The organism is Pseudonocardia asaccharolytica DSM 44247 = NBRC 16224 (assembly GCF_000423625.1).
Classification (GTDB): domain Bacteria; phylum Actinomycetota; class Actinomycetes; order Mycobacteriales; family Pseudonocardiaceae; genus Pseudonocardia; species Pseudonocardia asaccharolytica.
The window spans coordinates 1-19,162 of record NZ_AUII01000021.1; the positions used below are offsets into that span (position 1 = coordinate 1).

Annotated in this window: 21 protein-coding genes, 1 tRNA gene and 1 pseudogene; 18 read left to right on the forward strand and 5 right to left on the reverse strand. The window is 70.7% G+C overall.

The window, feature by feature from the left end:
• The 4 genes and pseudogenes from G567_RS34880 to G567_RS0118215 all read left to right on the forward strand — a co-directional run.
• Positions 1 to 223 (forward strand): annotated as a pseudogene (locus tag G567_RS34880) (hypothetical protein); the annotation flags it as partial.
• A 38-nt stretch (positions 224 to 261) separates the two neighbouring features.
• A complete protein-coding gene (gene amrS, locus G567_RS0118200) occupies positions 262 to 819 on the forward strand; it encodes an AmmeMemoRadiSam system radical SAM enzyme (RefSeq protein ID WP_028931108.1) in 558 nt (185 codons plus the stop codon).
• 136 nt (positions 820 to 955) lie between these two features.
• Positions 956 to 2,098 carry an RNA-guided endonuclease InsQ/TnpB family protein gene (locus tag G567_RS0118205; RefSeq protein WP_037057635.1) on the forward strand — a complete coding sequence of 381 codons (1,143 nt, stop codon included), beginning with the start codon at positions 956 to 958 and terminating at the stop codon, positions 2,096 to 2,098.
• Between the two features lie 317 nt (positions 2,099 to 2,415).
• Entirely contained in the window at positions 2,416 to 2,877 is a 462-nt protein-coding gene (locus G567_RS0118215) for an ArsI/CadI family heavy metal resistance metalloenzyme (RefSeq protein WP_028931110.1), read from the forward strand.
• Between the two features lie 35 nt (positions 2,878 to 2,912).
• Here G567_RS0118215 and G567_RS0118220 read toward each other — a convergent pair whose 3' ends face one another.
• Positions 2,913 to 3,536, reverse strand: coding sequence for a sigma-70 family RNA polymerase sigma factor (locus G567_RS0118220; RefSeq protein WP_028931111.1), 624 nt, complete (start codon positions 3,534 to 3,536; stop codon positions 2,913 to 2,915).
• 595 nt (positions 3,537 to 4,131) lie between these two features.
• On the opposite strand from G567_RS0118220, the gene G567_RS0118225 reads away from it, so the two are divergent.
• Positions 4,132 to 5,604, forward strand: coding sequence for a DHA2 family efflux MFS transporter permease subunit (locus tag G567_RS0118225; protein WP_028931112.1), 1,473 nt, complete (start codon positions 4,132 to 4,134; stop codon positions 5,602 to 5,604).
• Positions 5,605 to 5,795: 191 nt separating this feature from the next.
• On the opposite strand, the gene G567_RS0118230 is transcribed toward G567_RS0118225, so the two are convergent.
• Complete coding sequence (locus tag G567_RS0118230) at positions 5,796 to 6,611, reverse strand: SDR family oxidoreductase (RefSeq protein WP_028931113.1); 816 nt, start codon at positions 6,609 to 6,611, stop codon at positions 5,796 to 5,798.
• 101 nt (positions 6,612 to 6,712) lie between these two features.
• Here G567_RS0118230 and sigJ point away from each other — a divergent pair, with 101 nt between their 5' ends.
• From sigJ to G567_RS34370, 6 genes are all read left to right on the forward strand, one after another.
• On the forward strand, positions 6,713 to 7,603 hold the full coding sequence (gene sigJ / locus G567_RS0118235) for an RNA polymerase sigma factor SigJ (RefSeq protein ID WP_028931114.1): 891 nt from the start codon (positions 6,713 to 6,715) through the stop codon (positions 7,601 to 7,603).
• Positions 7,604 to 7,723: 120 nt separating this feature from the next.
• Positions 7,724 to 8,020 carry a PASTA domain-containing protein gene (locus G567_RS29720; RefSeq protein ID WP_084796233.1) on the forward strand — a complete coding sequence of 99 codons (297 nt, stop codon included), beginning with the start codon at positions 7,724 to 7,726 and terminating at the stop codon, positions 8,018 to 8,020.
• Positions 8,021 to 8,185: 165 nt separating this feature from the next.
• Complete coding sequence (locus tag G567_RS0118245; RefSeq protein ID WP_147201053.1) at positions 8,186 to 8,509, forward strand: hypothetical protein; 324 nt, start codon at positions 8,186 to 8,188, stop codon at positions 8,507 to 8,509.
• A 41-nt stretch (positions 8,510 to 8,550) separates the two neighbouring features.
• A complete protein-coding gene (locus G567_RS0118250; RefSeq protein ID WP_028931116.1) occupies positions 8,551 to 8,751 on the forward strand; it encodes a hypothetical protein in 201 nt (66 codons plus the stop codon).
• Between the two features lie 3 nt (positions 8,752 to 8,754).
• The gene (locus G567_RS0118255) at positions 8,755 to 9,024 is read left to right on the forward strand and encodes a hypothetical protein (protein WP_028931117.1); all 270 of its coding nucleotides are present in this window, start codon (positions 8,755 to 8,757) and stop codon (positions 9,022 to 9,024) included.
• A gap of 198 nt (positions 9,025 to 9,222) precedes the next feature.
• On the forward strand, positions 9,223 to 9,363 hold the full coding sequence (locus G567_RS34370) for a hypothetical protein (protein ID WP_154667161.1): 141 nt from the start codon (positions 9,223 to 9,225) through the stop codon (positions 9,361 to 9,363).
• A gap of 202 nt (positions 9,364 to 9,565) precedes the next feature.
• Here G567_RS34370 and G567_RS0118265 read toward each other — a convergent pair.
• The 3 genes from G567_RS0118265 to G567_RS0118275 form a co-directional block, all read right to left on the reverse strand.
• Positions 9,566 to 9,640: transfer RNA gene (locus G567_RS0118265), tRNA-Val, on the reverse strand.
• Between the two features lie 43 nt (positions 9,641 to 9,683).
• Positions 9,684 to 10,142: a peroxiredoxin gene (locus G567_RS0118270; RefSeq protein ID WP_028931118.1), complete on the reverse strand. Its 459-nt coding sequence runs from the start codon at positions 10,140 to 10,142 to the stop codon at positions 9,684 to 9,686.
• Between the two features lie 76 nt (positions 10,143 to 10,218).
• On the reverse strand, positions 10,219 to 10,653 hold the full coding sequence (locus tag G567_RS0118275) for a DUF3052 domain-containing protein (protein WP_028931119.1): 435 nt from the start codon (positions 10,651 to 10,653) through the stop codon (positions 10,219 to 10,221).
• A 188-nt stretch (positions 10,654 to 10,841) separates the two neighbouring features.
• Between G567_RS0118275 and aceE the strand changes: the two genes are divergently transcribed.
• The 7 genes from aceE to G567_RS0118310 all read left to right on the forward strand — a co-directional run bounded on the left by aceE (position 10,842) and on the right by G567_RS0118310 (position 18,971).
• Positions 10,842 to 13,610 carry a pyruvate dehydrogenase (acetyl-transferring), homodimeric type gene (gene aceE, locus G567_RS0118280; protein WP_028931120.1) on the forward strand — a complete coding sequence of 923 codons (2,769 nt, stop codon included), beginning with the start codon at positions 10,842 to 10,844 and terminating at the stop codon, positions 13,608 to 13,610.
• Positions 13,611 to 13,803: 193 nt separating this feature from the next.
• Entirely contained in the window at positions 13,804 to 14,010 is a 207-nt protein-coding gene (locus G567_RS0118285; protein WP_028931121.1) for a cold-shock protein, read from the forward strand.
• 93 nt (positions 14,011 to 14,103) lie between these two features.
• Complete coding sequence (locus G567_RS0118290; protein ID WP_028931122.1) at positions 14,104 to 15,351, forward strand: PucR family transcriptional regulator; 1,248 nt, start codon at positions 14,104 to 14,106, stop codon at positions 15,349 to 15,351.
• 152 nt (positions 15,352 to 15,503) lie between these two features.
• A complete protein-coding gene (locus tag G567_RS0118295) occupies positions 15,504 to 16,445 on the forward strand; it encodes an ACP S-malonyltransferase (RefSeq protein WP_028931123.1) in 942 nt (313 codons plus the stop codon).
• Positions 16,442 to 17,431, forward strand: coding sequence for a beta-ketoacyl-ACP synthase III (locus G567_RS0118300; RefSeq protein WP_028931124.1), 990 nt, complete (start codon positions 16,442 to 16,444; stop codon positions 17,429 to 17,431). Before G567_RS0118295 ends, G567_RS0118300 begins: the two co-directional genes overlap by 4 nt.
• 36 nt (positions 17,432 to 17,467) lie before the next feature.
• The gene (locus G567_RS0118305) at positions 17,468 to 17,710 is read left to right on the forward strand and encodes an acyl carrier protein (protein WP_028931125.1); all 243 of its coding nucleotides are present in this window, start codon (positions 17,468 to 17,470) and stop codon (positions 17,708 to 17,710) included.
• A gap of 31 nt (positions 17,711 to 17,741) precedes the next feature.
• Positions 17,742 to 18,971 (forward strand): beta-ketoacyl-[acyl-carrier-protein] synthase family protein, encoded by a 1,230-nt coding sequence (locus tag G567_RS0118310; RefSeq protein ID WP_028931126.1) that lies wholly within the window; start codon positions 17,742 to 17,744, stop codon positions 18,969 to 18,971.
• Positions 18,972 to 19,162 lie beyond the last annotated feature (191 nt).

Below are 19,162 nucleotides of genomic sequence, written 5' to 3' on the forward strand. Positions count from 1 at the left end.
GTTCATCCCGGTCCGCGCCTGCTGGCTCAACCTGCAGGAAGGCTGGTGGCGGCTGCTGCGCCGCGCCGCGTTCGCCGGCCAGACCTTCGCCGACGCCCACGAGATCGCCGCTGCCGTCACGCTGGCCACCGCCCAGCTCAACGCCCGCGCCACACCCTGGGTGTGGGGACGGCTGCCACCGCCCCACCGCACACTCCGCCGTAAGTTCATCTACCTGCTTTGAGGAACGCAGCACTAGGGTGGGCCAGGAGGAAGCCCGCCATGACCTCCGAGATCAGCCTCGACGACCGGTACACCGTGCCGGGCCGCTACTGGCGCCGGCTCCCCGACGGCCGGGTGCAGTGCGACGTGTGCCCGCGGGCCTGCCGGCTCCGCGAGGGCCAGCGGGGGCTGTGCTTCGTCCGCGGCCGGACCGGCGACCAGGTGGTGCTCACCTCCTACGGCCGGTCCAGCGGGTTCTGCGTGGATCCGGTCGAGAAGAAGCCGCTCAACCATTTCCTGCCCGGCACCGCCGTGCTCTCGTTCGGGACCACGGGCTGCAACCTGGCCTGCCGGTTCTGCCAGAACTGGGACATCTCCAAGTCGCGGGAGATCGACCAGCTGGCCGACGCCGCGAGCCCCGACGACATCGCCGAGGCCGCGCTGACACGTCGCCCAGATCGGTCCGGGAGGTGCAGGTACCCACACACCCGTCGGGGTGCCCGCACAAACGGCGCAGTGTCCGCACACCCGTCCCGCTCTCGTTGTGAGCACCACGACGGTTGTGCGAGCACCACGAACCCCGCTCCCGGTCCTCACGGATCTCACTCCAGAACGTAGCCACTTGATCACTCTCAAAGCCTCACCAGCGGGACGCCCACGGTGACCGAAAGACGTAGCGCGCAGGCTCCGGCCTTCAGGCCGGTGATAGCGCATCGGCGATCACCTGACAGAGCAATCTGCTATTCTGTCAACCATGGGAGAGCGGGTGGTGAAGCGGGCCTACCGGTACCGCTGCTACCCGACCCCCGCGCAGGCCGAACAGCTGGCAAAGACGTTCGGATGCGTCCGGTACGTCTACAACCGGGCCCTCGCGGAGCGGTCCCGAGCCTGGACCGCCGAGCAGCGGCGGGTCACGCACGCCGAGACCGACCGCTGGCTCACCGGATGGAAGCGGGACCCGGAAACCGCGTGGCTGGCCGAGCCGTCGAAGGGGCCGCTGCAAGCCACCCTGCGGCACCTGCAAACCGCGTTCGTGAACTTCTGGACCAAGTGCGCCAGGTACCCGACGTTCAAGCGCAAGGGCAAGAGCACCGACTCGGCCACCTACTTCCGGGGCTGCTTCACCTATCGGGACGGCCAAGTCACCCTGGCCAAACAGGACCGTCCGCTGGACATCCGCTGGTCGCGCCCGCTGCCGACCGGTGCCGTGCCGTCGCAGGTGACGGTGTCGCGGAACGCGCGGGGCCAGTACCACCTCTCGATCCTGGTCGAGACCGTCGTGCACGACGCGCCTGCCACGACCGCACAGGTCGGGATCGATGCCGGGATCACCTCCCTGGTCACCCTGTCCACCGGGGAGAAGGTCACCAACCCGCGCCCCGAGCGGCGCGACCGGACGAGGTTGGCCCGCGCCCAGCGGGCGCTGGCCCACAGGCGGAAGGGGTCGGCGAACCGGGCGAAGGCCCGGCTGCGGGTGGCCCGCATCCACGGCCGAATCGCCGACCGCCGCCGCGACCTGCTGCACAAGCTGTCCACGAGACTGATCAACGAAAACCAAGTGATCGTCATCGAGGACCTGTCGCTCCGCAACCTGGTGCGCAACCACTCGCTGGCCCGCGCCATCTCCGACGCCTCGTGGTCGGAGTTGCGGCGGCAACTGGAGTACAAGGCGGCCTGGTACGGCCGCGAGGTGATCGTGATCGACCGGTTCTACCCGAGCAGCAAGACGTGCTCGGCCTGCGGCGCGATCCGCGAGCAACTGCCGCTTTCCGTGCGGGAGTGGACCTGCCGCTGCGGCGCGGTCCACGACCGCGACGTGAACGCGGCACGCAGCGTTCTGGCCGCCGGGCTGGCGGTGTCCGCCTGTGGAGATGGAGTGAGACCGCCGCGCTCCTGAAGCGAGGAGGCATCCGTTGAAGAAGCAGGAATCCCCCGCCTTCAGGCGGGGGAGCGTCAAAAGCCGGACATGAGGACGTCGAGGACGTCTGGCTCGTCCCGCCGCAGCTCGCGGAGGGTGACGCGACCGGTGCGGGGGTGTGTGGTGTGGCGGACCATGTTGCTCTCCTGCGGGAAGTCGGGGGAAGACGTCAGCCCTCCTGTCTGACGGCGGGCCCGCGGAGTGGACGCGGCTCGCGTCGCCGCTGCGTCCGATCGGCCGCCTCGTCGTCAACAAGGACGACAGCAACGCACGACCTCGACCAGGAGGCACCGATCATGTCCAGCACACGGATCCAGCTCGCGCTCAACGTCGACGACCTCGCGGAGGCGACCGCCTTCTACACCCGGTTGTTCGGGGTGGGGCCGCACAAGGTCCGCGACGGCTACGCCAACTTCGCGGTCGCGGACCCGCCGCTGAAGCTGGTGCTGATCGAGAACCCGGGCGCGACGGAGCGGCTCAACCACCTCGGGGTCGAGGCATCCACACCGGACGACGTGGCCACGGCGCTGGCCAGGTTCCGGGCCGACGGTCTGGAGACGACCGTCGCCGAGCGGGACCTGTGCTGCCACGCGGTGCAGGAGAAGGTGTTCGTGGCCGCCCCGGACGTGCCCCACGGATGGTGGGAGTACTACAGCGTCACCGACGACAACCCGGACAACCCGGACAACCAGACGACGTCGGTGTGCGCGGCGAGCTGCGCGGCCCAGGACACCGCCGACGCCACCTGCTGCGGCTGATCACGCCGCATCCGCGGTGACCGGCAGAACGCCGGTCACCGCATGTCGCCGGCGCAGTCGCAGCGCTGTTGAGCCGTGTAGTCCATCGGCAGGCCACGAGCGTCGAGGGTGAGCTCACAGCACTGCCCGAGCAGGTCTGCCAGACGACGTCGCCCGCGCTGCACGCGGGACTTCATGCCCGACAGCGAGACACCCTCGCTGCGTGCGGCGCGGGACTGGGGCCACCCGTCGAGATCGATCAGCTCCACGGCCCGGCGTTGGTCGGGCGGCAGCCCACCGAGCAACGGGCGCAGGCACTTCGCGAGCTCCTCGACGGCACCGGTCGAGTCCTCGTTCCCGGGCACCGGACCCTCGGCGGGCGAGTCAACCGGCGTCGGCACCAGCCGCTCGCGGTCCCGCCCAGCACGGCGGTACTCGTCGATGACCGCGTTGCGGGCGACCCGGAAGACCCAGTTCGCCAGGCGAGCCCGGTCGTCGACCGAGTCGAGCCTCTGGTGGACGCGCAGCAGGATCTCCCCGACGAGGTCGTCCGCCCGATCCGGGTCGGCGATGCGCCGGCGGACGAACGCGCGAAGCTGCGCCATCACCTCGCGCCACATCTGCTCGGTGAGCTGGTTCGCCTCGGCCGAGGGGCCGACGGTCGTCGTGTCCGTATCCATGTCGCCGCCGCTCCGGCGCCCGCCACGGGCGCCTCGCCTCTACTGACGACGGTAGTGCGTGAAGGACGCATCGCGATGGGTTGTCCGGCCCGATCCACTACGGGCTGTGAGGCGCGCTGATGATCCTGTTCATCAGCGCGCGGGTTCGGCCGCCCTCGGGCGATGTTCTTGCCGTAGACGTCGGTCATGACGATCGCCGAGAGCGCCGAACGAGCGGGCCTGGTGGGACGGGCTGTGGGCCGACCGGATCCTCGACTCCCGCCTCGCCGAGCAGGCCGTCGACGGCGGCCACGCCACCCGGGCCGAACTGGAAGGAATCTCCGCGGCCTGGACGGCCTGGGTGTGAGCACCCCGACGGCTGGTTCGCCATCCCCCACGGCGAAATCCTCTGCCGCGTGTGACGTGACGGCACCGTGAGCTGCCGCGGAGTGGCGGTCGTCAGGCCGCCGAGATCGACCCCTCGCGGGCCGGCCTCGGGACGTGACCGTCGGCACCGATAAATCCAGCGCGTTCTGTCGGTCCTATCTCCTAGATTCGGGCCAGACGGCCACGGCCTCTCTGCCGGGTCATGCGCCCCCCGACGACAAGGACAACTGTGACCAACGCCGACGTCGCTGTGCCCGAGGCGATCCCTCCGGGCGCGCCCGTTCAGCTGACCACCCGCGATCGCACGGTGATCGCGGTACTCCTCGTCTCCACGTTCGTCGTCATCCTGAACGAGACGATCATGAGCGTGGCGCTGCCGGTGCTGATGGACGATCTGCAGGTCGAGGCGAGCGTGGGCCAGTGGCTCACCGCGGGCTTTCTGCTCACCATGTCCGTGATCATCCCCATCACCGGCTATCTCATCCGCCGGGTGGCCACCCGGCGGCTGTACGGCGTCGCGATGGCGCTGTTCAGCGCCGGCACGCTGGTCGCCGCGCTGGCGCCGGGCTTCGGCGTGCTGCTGGCCGCCCGAGTCGTGCAGGCCAGCGGCACGGCGATCATGCTGCCGCTGCTGATGACCGCCGTGATGACTCTGGTGCCGCCCACCCGCCGCGGGGCGGTGATGGGCAACATCTCGATCGTCATCTCGGTGGCACCGGCCATCGGGCCCACCGTCTCCGGTCTGGTGCTCAGCGTGCTCGGTTGGCGCTTCCTGTTCTGGATCGTGCTGCCGATCGCACTCGTCACCCTCGTGCTGGGTCTGCGCCGGCTGACCGACCTCGGTGAATCTATCAGCACGCCGATCGACCTCTGGTCGGTCGTGCTCTCGGTGCTCGGCTTCGGTGGCCTCGTGTACGGGCTGAGCAATATCGGGCAGCAGGCAGGCAACCCGCTCACCCCCGCCACCTGGTCGGCGTTCGTGGTCGGGACGATCGGCCTGGCAGCCTTCCTCACCCGGCAGATCGTGCTCCAGCGCACCGACCGCGCCCTGCTCGACCTGCGCACCTTCGGGTCGCGCACGTTCACCGTGGCGACCGTGATGATGATGCTGATGATGGGCACGCTGCTCGGCATGATCGTCCTGCTGCCGATCTACATGCAGAACGTCCTGGGAATGGAGCCACTGGCCATCGGTTTGGTGCTGCTGCCCGGTGGCCTGCTCATGGGGCTGCTCGGCCCCGTGGTGGGAAGGCTGTACGACCGGTTCGGTGCGCGGAAGCTGCTGGTGCCCGGCACCGTGGTCACCAGCGCCGCCCTGTGGTTCACCACCCTGTTCGACGCGACCAGCCCGGTCCTGCTCGTCCTGGTGTTCCATCTGCTGCTCAGCGTCGGGCTGGCGTTCGTGTTCACGCCGCTGTTCACCGCGGGCCTCGGCGCCGTTCCACCGCACCTGTACTCCTACGGCAGCGCGGTCTTCGGCACCACCCAGCAGTTGGCCGGCGCCGCCGGTGTCGCCCTGCTCGTCAGCGTGCTCAGCGTACGCGCCGCGGAGGTCGCCACTGCCGGCGTCAGCGTGATCGAGCAGACCGCGGCGGGGATGCACACCGCGTTCCTCGTGGCCGCGTGCCTCTCTCCGATCGCCATCATCGGCGCGTTCCTGATCCGTCCGCCCGCCCAGGACGAGGCTCCGCCGGCCCACTGAGTCCGGACCCGGCCGCCGAAGTCTCCGGCAGTGGCGGCCGGGCTCAACGCCGTCCGAAGCTGTACGGACGTCCTTGATCGACGAAAACGGGACATGCGCCGCGTACGTGCGGTGTGTGTCCCGTTTTCGGTGATCATTGGTGAGCAGGGTTCCCGGCAAGGGTCGGCGCTCGGGGCGGGACGGCTCGGACGTCAGCTGCCGACCGCGACGGCTCGGTGCCCTGAACTCAGCCGCTCGGCCAGGAAGTCCTCCCACGTCCGATGCCCCACCGCCCGTTCGGGCTCCAGATTCGCACCGGCCCGGAATGCGCCGGCGGCCTTGCCGGGAAGCCTGACCGGCAGGATCGGCCGGTGCCGGTGGCTGGCCCGCAGATACTCGCGGAGCAGCTCGGCCGCCCCGTACACCCGCGGCCCGGCGATATCGGGCACGAGACCGGACGGCGTGCCGAGGGCAAGCTCGACGAGTCGAGCCGCCACCTCCGCGGCGTCGACCGGCTGGACCCGGAAGCCGGCCGGGACCGGTATCACCGGCAGCTTCGCCAGGCTCCGGGCCACCATCAGCATCAGTTCGTGAAACTGGGTGGCGCGCAATGTCGTCCACGGCAGTCCGGAGTCGGCGATCGCCTGCTCTGCGGCCCGCTTGGACGCGAAGTAGCCGAACATGGCGCGATCCACACCGCTGACGACCGGGATCCGGCCGGCGCCGACGACCGAGATGTACACCAGATGCCGGGCGCCGGCCTGCGACGCCGCGCGTACCAGCTTGCGGGCCTTGTCCTCATCGCCCTTGGCGTTGCCCGCGAGGTGCACGATCCTCTCGACCCCATGCATCGCGGCGTCGAGCCCCTCGCCGGTGGCCAGATCGCCGGTCACGAACTCGATGCCGTCCCCCGGCTCGTGGCTGCGCCGGCTGAGCACCCGCACAGTGCAGCCGGCCTCCCTCAGGAGCGGTACGACGAGGCGCCCGAGCGTGCCCGTGCCGCCGGTAACCAGAAGGGGTGCGGTCATGGTCATCTCCACTTCGTTCGTCCGGGGCCGATCTCCCGGTCACATCTGCTGATTTTCGGAGGTCTACTGATATGACACCCCGCGACGAAGGAATGTGACCGATGGACGAGCGCGGATCGCTGACCGAGTGTTTCGAGGAACACCGGACTCGCCTGCGGGCGGTGGCCTACGGGATGCTCGGCTCGCTCAACGAGGCCGATGACGCCGTCCAGGAAGCCTGGCTGCGCCTCCATCGCGCCGACACCGGCAGCGTCGAGAACCTTGCCGGCTGGTTGACCACGGTGGTGGCACGGGTGTGTCTGAACATGCTGCGCAGCCGCGAGGCGCGACGCGAGGAGCCCCTCGACGTGCATATGCCCGACCCGATCATCAGCCACGAGGACGGGGGCGACCCCGAACAGGAAGCGTTGCTGGCCGACTCGGTGGGGCTGGCGCTGCTGGTGGTGCTCGACGCACTGACGCCGGCCGAGCGGCTCGCGTTCGTGCTGCACGACATGTTCGCCGTGCCGTTCGAGGAGATCGCCCCGATGATCGAGCGTTCCCCGGCCGCGGCGAGGCAGCTCGCGAGCCGCGCCCGCCGCCGCGTGCGGGGTCAGGCCCCGGCTCCCGACGCTGATCTCACCCGCCAACGCGACGTCGTCGACGCGTTCCTCACTGCCGCCCGCCACGGCGACTTCGACGCGCTCGTCGCCGTGCTCGACCCCGACGTCGTGCTACGGGCCGACGGCGGCGTGGCGCGCGCCCGTCAGACCGTCGTGATCCACGGCGCCCGAGCCGTGGCCGAGCAGGCGCGGACCTTCGGACGGCTCTCCCCGTTCGCCCGACCGGCGCTGATCAACGGAGCCGCCGGCGTCGTCGTCGCCGCGGGCGGGCGGCCGTTGTCGGTCATGGGCTTCACCGTTGCGCACGGGAAGATCGTCGCTATCGATGTGCTCAACGACCCCGAGCGCCTGGCCGACTTCGACCTGGCGGGCCTCGATGGCTCACCGTAGATCCATCCGGCGTCTCCAGTATCAGGGCGGACCCTCGTCGAGCCGCAGCACCGCAGGTCCAGGTCCCGTCCGCAGGTGCCTTGTCCCGCTTCCCCGTGGGCCGGGGTATTTTTGGCAGGTATGAAACGGCGATCCATGGAGCCGGTACGTGTGCCGAGGCTCGTCGGGCTCGCCGCGGAGGCGGCGCATGACGCGGCCTTGGACGCAGGGGTGTTGGCAGTCGACCAGGACCCGAGCCACACCGCGACGATGGACGGGACGGTGGTCCGGCAGCAGCCCATGCCGGGTCGCGAGGTCAAGGTCGGCACGTCGGTGCTGATCTGGGTCCGCACCGACAGCGACGGTGGCGGTGGTGGCGGCGGCGGATCGAGGCTGCCGACAGGGCCGCGCCCGCTGCTGCCGGCCGGCACCAAGTAGTCGAGCAGCCGGTCGGAGGGCGATGTCCGGTAGCCCCTGGGACACGGCCCTCCGGGGGTCCCGGGCGGCGGCGACGGCCGCTGGCAGCGGCCAACCGTTGCTCAGCTCAGCAGTTCCACCCGGCAGGACAGCTCAGAGCCGTTCGCAAGGCGCGTGTCGGCGGTGATGAGCGGCCCCGAGTCGGACCTGTCAGGGTTGTCGTCGACGAGCGCGGGCCCGAGCACGCTCGCGTCGACAACCGCGGGTGACCTGCTTTCGGCGGTTAGCGAGCTGCGGGACGGGGCATTCTCGGTGACCGCGCTACAGGTGAGGAGGCGACTCATAGCAGGGCAGGAGTTCGTTGAGCACATCCACGACGCGATGGTCCACGACCATGAGCACTGGCACGTGACCCACGACTGGAGCGAGACGGCCGGGACGTTCGAGCATCTCGCCGTCCGGCACAACCACGACCACGACCAGCCGGTCGACACCGAGCAGCACGGATAGCAGCCGCGCCGACCGCTTCGCGTCCCGGCGAGGGGACCCAGATGGACGGCGACGACCCGGACACGGCCTGGATTCGTGAGCAGGTCGACCAGGTTTTCGACCCGTCGTCCGAGAGCCGGTCAGCGGATACCGAGGTGACGGATCAGGGGATCGCGGACAAGGTCGCCCTGGCAGCCGCGCTGGTCATGAGTCTGGTGTTCCTCTGCTTCCTGGTCGTTCTCGCGCTCACCGCCGGGCCATAGCCGGTGGCCACCACCGCCGCGCACACCGTCCGGTACCGTCATCACCGCCGTCGCGGCCGCGAGCGACAGCCCCGACCTGCCTACAGCAACGCCGTCGGCGGCATCGCCGCCCAGACGGGTGCCATCGCGGTCGCGGACCTGTTCCACCGGCGCGGCATCCTGGAGCACGCCGCCGCGTCGCTGTCGAACATCCTGTTCGGCTGGCTGCTGATGGCCCTGCTCGTGCTCGTCGGCTACCTGCCCGAGGCCACCGTGGCCGCGATCCGCCCATGACCATCGTGCCCGAGGCCGCCTACGTCGGGGATCGCGGTCGTCCGCCGCGGGGCGCTGGCCCTGGCGATCGCCGCGGTCCTCGGCGGGAACTGCCTCGACGCGCTCGACGTCGCCGTCGGTGACGTCTTATACCGGGGCGGCTCGCTCTACCAGCAGGCCGGGCCCGACGAGCTGTTCCTCACCCTCGTCAGCGCGCTGATGACCGTCGTCCTGGTGAGCGGGCTCCTGCTGGTCAGCGGGCTCCTGGTCCGCCAGGCCTGCGGGCCCGGCCGGGTCGGGTTAGAGGGCGTCACGCTCGTCACCGTCTACACCGCGGCGATCGCGGTCCTCAGCTTCTGAGACCGGTTCCCGGCGACGGCTCGACGGGTCCCCCCGGAGGACGTGTCCGGTGCCAGCGGCCAAGCCGCCGGAGGTGCTTCTCCGTGGAGCGCGTGTACATGTGATGCGTTGTGCGGCCCGACGTCGGGCGTGGCCGACGTCCGCGTCTCGTGTCATGAACACCAGAGGCGATCCGCAACGACCCAGAACCTGCTGGTCACAGTGGTGGGCGCGGCAGGGTTCGAACCTGCGACCGCTCGGGTGTAAGCCGAGTGCTCTCCCGCTGAGCTACGCGCCCCGCGTGCCCAGGACCCGTGGACGGGCCCGGGCATGCCGATGACCTACAACGCGGCCAACGCCTTCTTCCAGATGCTCTGGTCGCGCGGCTCGCCGGGGCCGTTGACCTCCGCGAACCGCACCGTTCCCTCCTTGTCCACCAGGAAGGTCCCGCGCAGCGCGAAGCCCCGGTCGGCGTCGAAGACCCCGTACCTCTGGGCCACCGCGCCGTGCGGCCAGAAATCGGCCAGCAGTGGGAAATCGTAGTCCTGTGCCTGGGACCACGCCTTCAGGGTGAAGGGGTGGTCGACCGAGATCCCCACGACCTGAACGTCGTCGTTCTGGAAGCTCGACAGGTCGTCTCGCACCGCCGACTGTTCGCCGGTGCAGATGCCGGAGAACGCGAACGGGTAGAACACCACGAGCACGCCCTTGCGACCGCGGAACGACGAGAGCGTCACCTCTTGGTTGTTCTGATCCTTCAGCGTGAAGTCGGGAGCTTCGGCTCCCACCTCAGGCGCCATGTACGGGTCTCCCCTCGGCACGGACTACCCACCCCCATGGCGGCGGGCGGCGGCGACAGCTGAGCCTAGGCCACGCTCAGCGTTTGGCTTTGCCCGACTTCGGCGCGACGAGCCGTGCGCCCGCCCAGTCGTCGCTCACGCTGACGTTCGAGGTCTGTGAGAGCCCGGCCGTGGGCGCGGCCTCGGCGATCTCGCTGGGCTCCAGATGGCCCGTCCGCCCTGTCTTGGGCGTCAAGACCCACACGACCCCGTTATCGGCGAGCGGGCTCCGGGCATCGACGAGGACGTCGACGAGATCACCGTCGCCCTCCCGGAACCACAGCAACACCACATCGATGACGTCGACGGCGTCCTCATCGAGCAGCTCATCGCCGCAGCGTTCCTCGACGGCGTCGCGCACCGCCTCGTCGACGTCGGAGTCCCAACCGAGTTCCTGGACGACCATGCCCGGCTCGATGCCGAGCTTACCCGCGATGTCGGACGACCGTCCGGCATCTCCCGCGGCGACCACGCGTGTACCCCATTTCGCTCTGTTCTCCGGTCCGGGCCTGGTGCCCGTGTCCGGTGTTTGGATGCGGCATCCGAACACGACGGCACGGCCCCGCGCAACCGCCGTTCCGCGATCACGCAGCGAGGGGCACGATAGAGGTACAGCAGCACAACAACCAGAGCAGAGCTTGAGCCACGCAGGGAGATCCCTTGATCGGCACCACCAGCAGCCCCGGCGCGACACCTCGCCGCGTACACGTCATCCGGGACGGCCTCGCCGCGCATCTGCCGGACATCGATCCGGAGGAGACCGCGGAGTGGCTCGACTCCTTCGACGCGGTCCTCGACGCGGCAGGGCAGCAGCGCGCCCGCTACCTCATGCTTCGCATGCTTCAGCGGGCCCGTGAACGCCACGTCGGGGTGCCGTCGCTGACCAGCACCGACTACGTGAACACGATTCCGACCGAGCGCGAGCCGTGGTTCCCCGGCGATGAGGAGACCGAGCGCGCCTATCGGCGCTGGATCCGGTGGAACGCCGCGATGATGGTGCACCGCGCCCAGCGGCCCGGCATCGGCGTCGGCGGGCACATCTCGACCTACGCGTCGTCCGCGACGCTCTACGAGGTCGGGTTCAACCACTTCTTCCGCGGCAAAGATCACCCGGGTGGAGGAGACCAGGTCTTCATCCAGGGCCACGCCTCGCCCGGGATCTACGCCAGGGCCTTCCTGGAAGGCAGGCTGTCGGCCGACCGGCTCGACGGCTTCCGCCAGGAGCTGTCCCACGGCGGCCCCGGCCAGGGCCTGCCCTCCTACCCGCACCCCCGGTTGATGCCCGACTTCTGGGAGTTCCCCACGGTCTCGATGGGGCTCGGGCCGATGAACGCGATCATGCAGGCGCGGGTCAACCGGTACCTGCGCGACCGCGGCATCTGCGACACCTCGCAGCAGCGGGTCTGGGCCTTCCTCGGCGACGGCGAGATGGACGAGCCGGAGTCGCGCGGGCTGATCCACGTCGCCGCCACCGACGCTCTGGACAACCTCACCTTCGTCATCAACTGCAACCTGCAGCGGCTCGACGGCCCGGTCCGCGGCAACGGCAAGATCATCCAGGAGCTGGAGGCGTTCTTCCGGGGCGCCGGCTGGAACGTCATCAAGGTGATCTGGGGCCGGGAGTGGGACGCGCTGCTGCACGCCGACCGCGACGGCGCGCTCGTCAACCTGATGAACCAGACCCCTGACGGGGACTACCAGACCTACAAGGCCAACGACGGGGCGTTCGTCCGGGAGCACTTCTTCGGCCGCGACCCGCGCACCAAGGCGCTCGTCGATCCGCTGACCGACGACCAGATCTGGGGGCTCAAGCGCGGCGGGCACGACTACCGCAAGGTCTATGCCGCCTACGCGGCCGCGCTGGAGCACCACGGCCAGCCGACGGTCATCCTGGCCAAGACGATCAAGGGCTACGGCCTGAGCTCGTTCGCCGGGCGCAACGCCACCCACCAGATGAAGAAGCTCTCGCTCGCCGACCTCAAGCAGTTCCGCGACGAGCTGCGCATCCCGATCTCCGACGGCGACCTCGAGCGCGACCCCTACCTGCCGCCGTACTACCACCCGGACGAGGACGATGCCGCGCTGCAGTACATGCAGGAGCGGCGCCGCGCGCTCGGTGGCCCGGTGCCGTCGCGGCGGACCACGGCCAAGCCGCTGGTCCTGCCCGGCGACAAGGCCTACGAGGTCGTTCGCAGGGGTTCGGGCAAGCAGGAGGTCGCCACCACGATGGCGTTCGTCCGGCTGCTGCGCGAGCTGGTCAAGGACCCGGAGATCGGTCCCCGGCTCGTGCCGATCATCCCCGACGAGGCGCGCACGTTCGGCATCGACTCGATGTTCCCGACGCAGAAGATCTACAACCCGCAGGGACAGCAGTACACGTCCGTGGACGCCTCGCTGCTGCTGGCCTACCGCGAGAGCGAGCAGGGACAGCTGCTGCACGAGGGCATCAACGAGGCAGGTTCGGTCGGCTCGTTCATCGCGGTGGGCACGTCCTATGCGACGCACGACGAGCCGATGATCCCGGTCTACGTCTTCTACTCGATGTTCGGGTTCCAGCGCACCGGCGACTCGCTCTGGGCCGCAGGCGACCAGATGACGCGGGGTTTCCTCATCGGCGCCACCGCGGGACGCACGACGCTGACCGGGGAGGGTCTGCAGCACAACGACGGGCACTCGCTGCTGCTGGCCAGCAGCAACCCGGCGGTCGTCGCCTACGACCCGGCCTTCTCGTTCGAGGTGGCGCACATCGTGCGCGACGGGCTGCGCCGGATGGTCGGCGAGCGGCCGGAGGACGTCATGTACTACCTGACGGTCTACAACGAGCCGTACGTGCAGCCCGCCGAGCCGGAGGACCTCGACGTCGACGGGCTGCTGCGGGGGATCTACCGCTACGCGGGCTCGGCCCGCGCCGACGGCCCGCAGGTCCGGCTGCTCGCCTCCGGCGTCGCGCTTCCGTGGGCGCTGCGGGCCCGCGACCTGCTGGCCGAGCAGTGGGGAGTGGGCGCCGAGGTGTGGTCGGTGACGTCGTGGGGCGAGTTGCGCCGCGATGGCGTCGAGGCCGAGCACCACAACCTGGTGCACCCCGAGGAGGAGCCCGTGGTGCCCTACGTCCGCACCGCGCTGGCCGGGAACGACTCCCCGGTCATCGCCGTGTCGGACTGGATGCGAGCGGTCCCGGACCTGATCCGGCAGTGGGTACCGGCGCCGTTCACGACGCTGGGCACCGACGGCTACGGGCTGTCGGACACCCGGCCCGCGACGCGGCGGCATTTCGCGGTCGACGCCGAATCGATCACCGTCGGTGCGCTGGCCGCACTCGCGGCACGGGGCGAGATCGACCGCGGTGACGTCTCCGAAGCGGCCGCCAAATACGCCATCGACGACCCCCAGGCGGCCGGGCCGCAAACCAGCGATCCCGGTGTCGCGTGAGGGGCGGGGAAACCGTTTCCCGGTAAACCCCAGGTCGATGACCCTCGGCAGAATCGTCTTCTCACGGTACGCTCCGGCCGACGCCGAGGTCGCTGATCGCGAAACGGCGTCCCGACCCGGGCGCGGAGCGTAGCGGCCAGGCGGCGCGATGCCGGGGGCGAGTGCCCTGGCACCAGGTACGAGGAGAGCAAGAATGGCAGAGGGCACCGTCAAGTGGTTCAACAGCGAGAAGGGCTACGGCTTCCTCGCTCCCGACGGTGGCGGAGCGGACGTATTCGTGCACTACTCCGCAATTCAGGTCAACGGATACAAGAGCCTCGATGAGGGCCAGCGAGTCTCGTTCGACATCGAACAAGGTCAGAAGGGCCCGCAGGCCACAAAGGTGACACCCCTCGGCTGAGCGTCGCGCGCACACCGCGCGCTGATCGATCGGACCCGGGCGGCAGATACTGCCGTCCGGGCCGGTCCCCGCCTCCATGACATGCTGCCCGGTGTGACCGCATCCGGTGTCCGGCCACGGCCGGCTCCCACCACGGTATCCGCGGCCACCCTGCGCCGTCTCGAACGGGCCGCGGGGGAGGTTGCCGGCGCCTGTCTGGCGGCGATGGTGACGCGGCAGCCGTGGTTCGCGCGGTTGCCCGCGGACCAGCGCGCGGGCGTGCAGCTGGTGACCCAGACCGGCGTTGCGAACTTCGTGGCGTGGCTCGGTCAGGGCAATCACACCGCGGGGACCGCGACCGGGACGACCCGGCTCACCGCCGAGGCCTTCCGGATCGCCCCCCGCGGTCTGGCCCGGCAGCTCACCCTGTGCCAGACCGTCGAGCTCGTCCGGATCGCCACCGACGTGCTGGAGCAGCGGATGCCACCGCTCGCCGCGGACGGGAGCGAGTTCCAGGCGCTCTCGGAGGCGGTGCTGCGGTTCGGCCGGGAGGTCGCGTTCGCCGCGGCCACCGCCTACGCGGGCGCCGCCGAGGACCGCGGCGCCTGGGACGCGCGGCTGGAGGCCCTGGTCGTCGACGGCGTGGTGCGCGGCGACGGCGGCGACGAGCTCGTCTCCCGGGCATCGGCACTGGGCTGGAACCCCTCGACGGCGGTGCGCGTGCTGGTCGGCGCGCCGCCGCGGGACAACCCGCCCGAGCGCCTCGGCGAGCTGCGCCGCAGCGCCGTCCGGATGGGACGCTCGGTACTGGTCGGAGCGCAGGGCAGCCGGCTGATCGTCCTGCTGTCAGAACAGCCCGGCGGTGGCGCGGACACCGACCCGATCGGCCGGATCGCCGAGGACTTCGGGCCGGGGCCCATCGTCGTCGGGCCGGTTGCATCCGACCTGACCACGGCGTACGCGAGTGCCCGGGACGCGCTGGCCGGGCTGCGCGCGGTCGCGGGCTGGCCGCAGGCACCGCGGCCGGTGGACGCCGAAGATCTGCTCCCCGAACGGGCGATGTCGGGTGATCCGGCCGCGCACCGCAGGCTCGTCGAGGCCGTCGTGACACCCCTGACCGAGGCGGGCGGCGAGCTGCTGCGCACCCTCGCGGCCTATCTCGAAGGCGGCGCGGCCCTTGAGGCGTGCGCTCGCGCGCTGTTCGTCCACCCCAACACCGTGCGCTACCGGCTACGTCGAGTGAGTGAACTCACGGGCCGTTCCCCCATGGATCCGCGCGATTCACTGGTGCTGCGGACCGCGCTCGTCGTCGGCCGGCTGCAGTCCGCGGGCGGCTCCGATGAGCCTCCGGAAAGCCGCTGAGCTGCGGCAGAACCCTACAAACCGCCATCGCCGCGCACGGCGAGTCCCAGGTGCCACCGTTCACCGTTTGGAGGGAACCTCTAAACGCAGACCGCGGAGTTCGTGCGTGGCGTCATCCCCGCGGAGGCTCGCGGCAGTGTTTGCTCGCGGACGTGATCGCGTTGCTCGCGCCGGGTCAGGGTTCCCAGACCCCCGGCATGCTGACCCCCTGGTTGGACGACCCGGCGACCGATTCGGCCGGCTCGGGACTGGCCGCCTGGTCCGAGACCACCGGGCTCGATCTGCGACGACTGGGCACGACGGCCGACGCCGAGGAGATCAAGGACACTGCGGTGACCCAGCCGCTCGTGGTCGCCACCGCGCTGCTGGCCGCCGCCCGGCTCGCCGCCCGCGTCGAGCTGCCCGCCCCGGCCCCGACCGCGGGCCACTCGGTGGGCGAGCTGGCCGCCGCCGCGGTGGCCGGGGTGCTCTCGCCCGATGCCGCCGTCGCGCTGGCCGCGGTCCGCGGGCGGGAGATGGCCGCCGCCTGCGCGGCCGAGCCGACAGGCATGAGCGCGGTGCTGGGCGGGAACCCCGAACAGGTGCTCACCAGGCTTGGTGAGCTCGGCCTCGATCCGGCCAACCGCAACGGGGCAGGCCAGATCGTGGCCGCAGGCCCGGTCGCCGCGCTCGCGGCGCTGGCCGATGCCCCGCCCGAGCGGGCCAGGGTGATCCCGCTGGCCGTCGCCGGGGCGTTCCACACCCGCTTCATGGCCCCGGCGGAGGAGGCGATGCGCGCCCATGCCGTATCGGTCCGACCGGCCGATCCCGGTCGGCCGCTACTCTCGAACGCCGAGGGCGCCGTCGTCACCAGCGGCGAGGACGCGCTCAACCGGCTCGTCGCTCAGGTGACCCGGCCGGTTCGCTGGGACGAATGCATGGCGACGCTACAGAAGATGGGGGTGACCGCGGTGATCGAGCTACCGCCGGCGGGCACACTGGTCGGATTGGTCAAACGCGAGCTCAAGGGCACCGCCACGCTCGCTCTCAAGACCCCAGACGACCTGGACAAGGCTGTCGAGCTGATCGCCCAGCACGCCGGAGCGGCGCGATGAGCGGCCGGATGACCCTCCCCTCCGGGGCCGCAGGCGCGCGCATCCTGGGCATCGGCAGCAGCCAGCCCAACACGATCGTCACCAACGACGATCTCGCCGAGCGCGTCGAGACCAGCGACGAATGGATCCGCGACCGCGTCGGCATCGCTGAGCGCCGGATCGCCGATGCGGACACCACGGTCGTCGACATGGCCGTCGAGGCGGGCGGCCGGGCGCTCAAGGACGCCGGGCTGACCCCGTCCGACATCGACACCGTCATCGTCGCGACGTGCACCATGCCCAGCCCGATCCCCAACGCCGCGGCCCAGACCGCCGACCGGATCGGCATCAGCGCCCCCGGCGCCTTCGACCTCAACGCCGCCTGCGCCGGGTTCAGCTACGCGCTGGGCACCGCCTCGGACCTCGTCCGGGCGGGCTCGGCCCGGCACGCCCTGGTGATCGGGGCGGAGAAGCTGTCGGACTGGCTGGACTGGCAGGACCGCTCGACCTGCATCATCTTCGCCGACGGCGCCGGTGCGGCGGTGGTCGGCGCCGCCGGCTCGGACGACCGGATCGGGATCGGGCCGGTGGCCTGGGGCAGCGCGGGCGACCTGAACCAGATGATCCGGATCCGCACCGAGAACAACGCGCTGTTCCAGGAGGGCCAGGCCGTCTTCCGCTGGGCCACCACGAAGATCGCCCCGGTCGCGTTGCGCGCCATCGAGCTGGCCGGGCTGACCCCGGCCGATATCGACGTGCTGATTCCGCACCAGGCCAACCTGCGGATCGTCGATTCGATCGCCAAACGACTGCGCAGCAAGGGCGCCCGCGAGGACATGCGGGTCGCCGACGACATCGTGCACTCCGGCAACACCTCCTCGGCGTCGATCCCGTTGGCGCTGGATCACATGCGCGCCGAAGGGCGGGTCTGCTCCGGAGACACCCTCCTGCTCGTAGGCTTCGGCGCGGGCTTGTCGTACGCGAGCCAGGTCGTCGTCTGCCCGTAGCCGGGCGGACCCGAGTTTCACCAGAAGGAGAACCCAGTGGCTGACAACGCCGAGATCCTGTCCGGCCTCGCCGAGATCGTCGAAGAGGTTGCGGGCATCGATGCCGCGGACGTCTCGACGGAGAAGTCGTTCGTCGACGACCTGGACATCGACTCGCTGTCGATGGTCGAGATCGCCGTGCAGGCCGAGGACAAGTTTGGTGTGAAGATCCCCGACGACCAGCTCGCCGAGCTCAAGACGGTGGGCGACGCGGTGAGCTACATCGCGAAGAACAAGTGACGGTATCGCGGTCGCTGCCCGAGGTGAGGCCATGAGCACTCCTCCGGACGTCGTCGTCACCGGGTACGGCGCGACGACCCCGCTGGGCGGGGACGCCGTGTCGACCTGGGACGCGCTGCTCGCCGGCAAGTCCGGGGTCGGGCTGACCCAGGGCGAGTGGGTCGGCAAGTACGACCTGCCCGTGAAGATCTCCGCGCAGCTCGCCGTGGAACCGACCGAGATCCTCGCGCGCGTGCAGGCCCGGCGGATGGACCGCTGCGAGCAGGTCGCGGTCGTCGCCGCACGGGAGGCGTGGGCGCATGCCGGATCGCCGGAGGTGGAGTCCGAACGGCTCGCCGTCGTCATCGGCACCGGCATCGGCGGCGCGGTCACCCTACTCGCGCAGGACGACCTGCTGGAGAACGACGGGCTGCGCAAGGTGTCACCGCTGACCGTCCCGATGCTGATGCCGAACGGCCCGGCCGCGATGGTGAGTCTCGAGATCGGCGCCCGTGGCGGGGTGCACGCACCGGCCTCGGCGTGCGCGTCCGGCGCCGAGGCGCTCGCGTGGGCGTGGCGGCTGCTGCGCGCGGGCGAGGTCGACGTGGTCGTAGCGGGCGGCGCGGAGGCATGCATCACCGGGATCACCGTCGCCGGCTTCGTGCAGGCCCGGACCCTGAGCCGGCGCAACGACGAGCCGGAGCGGGCCTCCCGGCCCTTCGACGTCGGCCGCGACGGTTTCGTGCTCGGCGAGGGCTCCGGGATCATGGTGCTGGAGCGGGCCGACTTCGCCGCCGCGCGCGGAGCCACCGTGCACGGCAAGCTCGCCGGCATCGGGCTCACCTCCGACGCCTACCACATCACCGGGCCCGATCCGGAGGGTGCGGGGCAGACCCGGGCCATGGCCGCGGCCGTGCGCAGTGCCGGTCTGGAGCCGTCGGATATCGGGCACGTCAACTGCCACGCGACCTCCACCGTCGTCGGCGACGTGGGCGAAAGCGTGGCGGTGCGCAAGGCGCTGGGCGAGCATCCGGTGCTCACCGCGCCGAAGTCGGCGCTCGGGCACCTGGTCGGGGCCGCCGGGGCGGTCGAGGGGCTCATCGCGATGCTCTCGGTCCGCGACGGCGTCATCCCGGCGACACTGAACCTCGAGGACCTCGATCCCGGCGTCAGCCTCGACGTCGTCGCGGGCGAGCCCCGCAAGGTCGAACTGTCCGCCGCGATGAACAACTCGTTCGGCTTCGGCGGGCACAACGCGTCGCTCGTGTTCACCCGTCCCTGACGCCCTGCGCGGATGCGGATGCTTGACCGGCATCCGCATCCGCGTTCCGGCCGTCACCCCGGGCGCCGAGCCACCGGACTGCACGTCAACTCAGGCTGACAAGACGGCCCTCCGCTTGTCAGCCTGAGTTGACAACAGGTGCGTCGGAGACGGGCGTCGGCCACCGTCCACGGCCGGGCCCCGGCCGGGCT

What these genes read in the sequence shown, in the direction of transcription:
- G567_RS0118300 (WP_028931124.1), top strand. Translation starts at nt 16,442, where the DNA reads ATGAGCGGCCGGATGACCCTCCCCTCCGGGGCCGCAGGCGCGCGCATC.
- sigJ (WP_028931114.1), top strand. Translation starts at nt 6,713, where the DNA reads ATGGACGAGCGCGGATCGCTGACCGAGTGTTTCGAGGAACACCGGACT.
- G567_RS0118230 (WP_028931113.1), bottom strand. Translation starts at nt 6,611, where the DNA reads ATGACCGCACCCCTTCTGGTTACCGGCGGCACGGGCACGCTCGGGCGC.
- G567_RS0118285 (WP_028931121.1), top strand. Translation starts at nt 13,804, where the DNA reads ATGGCAGAGGGCACCGTCAAGTGGTTCAACAGCGAGAAGGGCTACGGC.
- G567_RS0118205 (WP_037057635.1), top strand. Translation starts at nt 956, where the DNA reads ATGGGAGAGCGGGTGGTGAAGCGGGCCTACCGGTACCGCTGCTACCCG.
- G567_RS0118245 (WP_147201053.1), top strand. Translation starts at nt 8,186, where the DNA reads ATGAGCGGCCCCGAGTCGGACCTGTCAGGGTTGTCGTCGACGAGCGCG.
- G567_RS0118270 (WP_028931118.1), bottom strand. Translation starts at nt 10,142, where the DNA reads ATGGCGCCTGAGGTGGGAGCCGAAGCTCCCGACTTCACGCTGAAGGAT.
- G567_RS0118250 (WP_028931116.1), top strand. Translation starts at nt 8,551, where the DNA reads ATGGACGGCGACGACCCGGACACGGCCTGGATTCGTGAGCAGGTCGAC.
- G567_RS0118215 (WP_028931110.1), top strand. Translation starts at nt 2,416, where the DNA reads ATGTCCAGCACACGGATCCAGCTCGCGCTCAACGTCGACGACCTCGCG.
- G567_RS29720 (WP_084796233.1), top strand. Translation starts at nt 7,724, where the DNA reads ATGAAACGGCGATCCATGGAGCCGGTACGTGTGCCGAGGCTCGTCGGG.
- amrS (WP_028931108.1), top strand. Translation starts at nt 262, where the DNA reads ATGACCTCCGAGATCAGCCTCGACGACCGGTACACCGTGCCGGGCCGC.
- G567_RS0118220 (WP_028931111.1), bottom strand. Translation starts at nt 3,536, where the DNA reads ATGGATACGGACACGACGACCGTCGGCCCCTCGGCCGAGGCGAACCAG.
- G567_RS34370 (WP_154667161.1), top strand. Translation starts at nt 9,223, where the DNA reads ATGACCGTCGTCCTGGTGAGCGGGCTCCTGCTGGTCAGCGGGCTCCTG.
- G567_RS0118310 (WP_028931126.1), top strand. Translation starts at nt 17,742, where the DNA reads ATGAGCACTCCTCCGGACGTCGTCGTCACCGGGTACGGCGCGACGACC.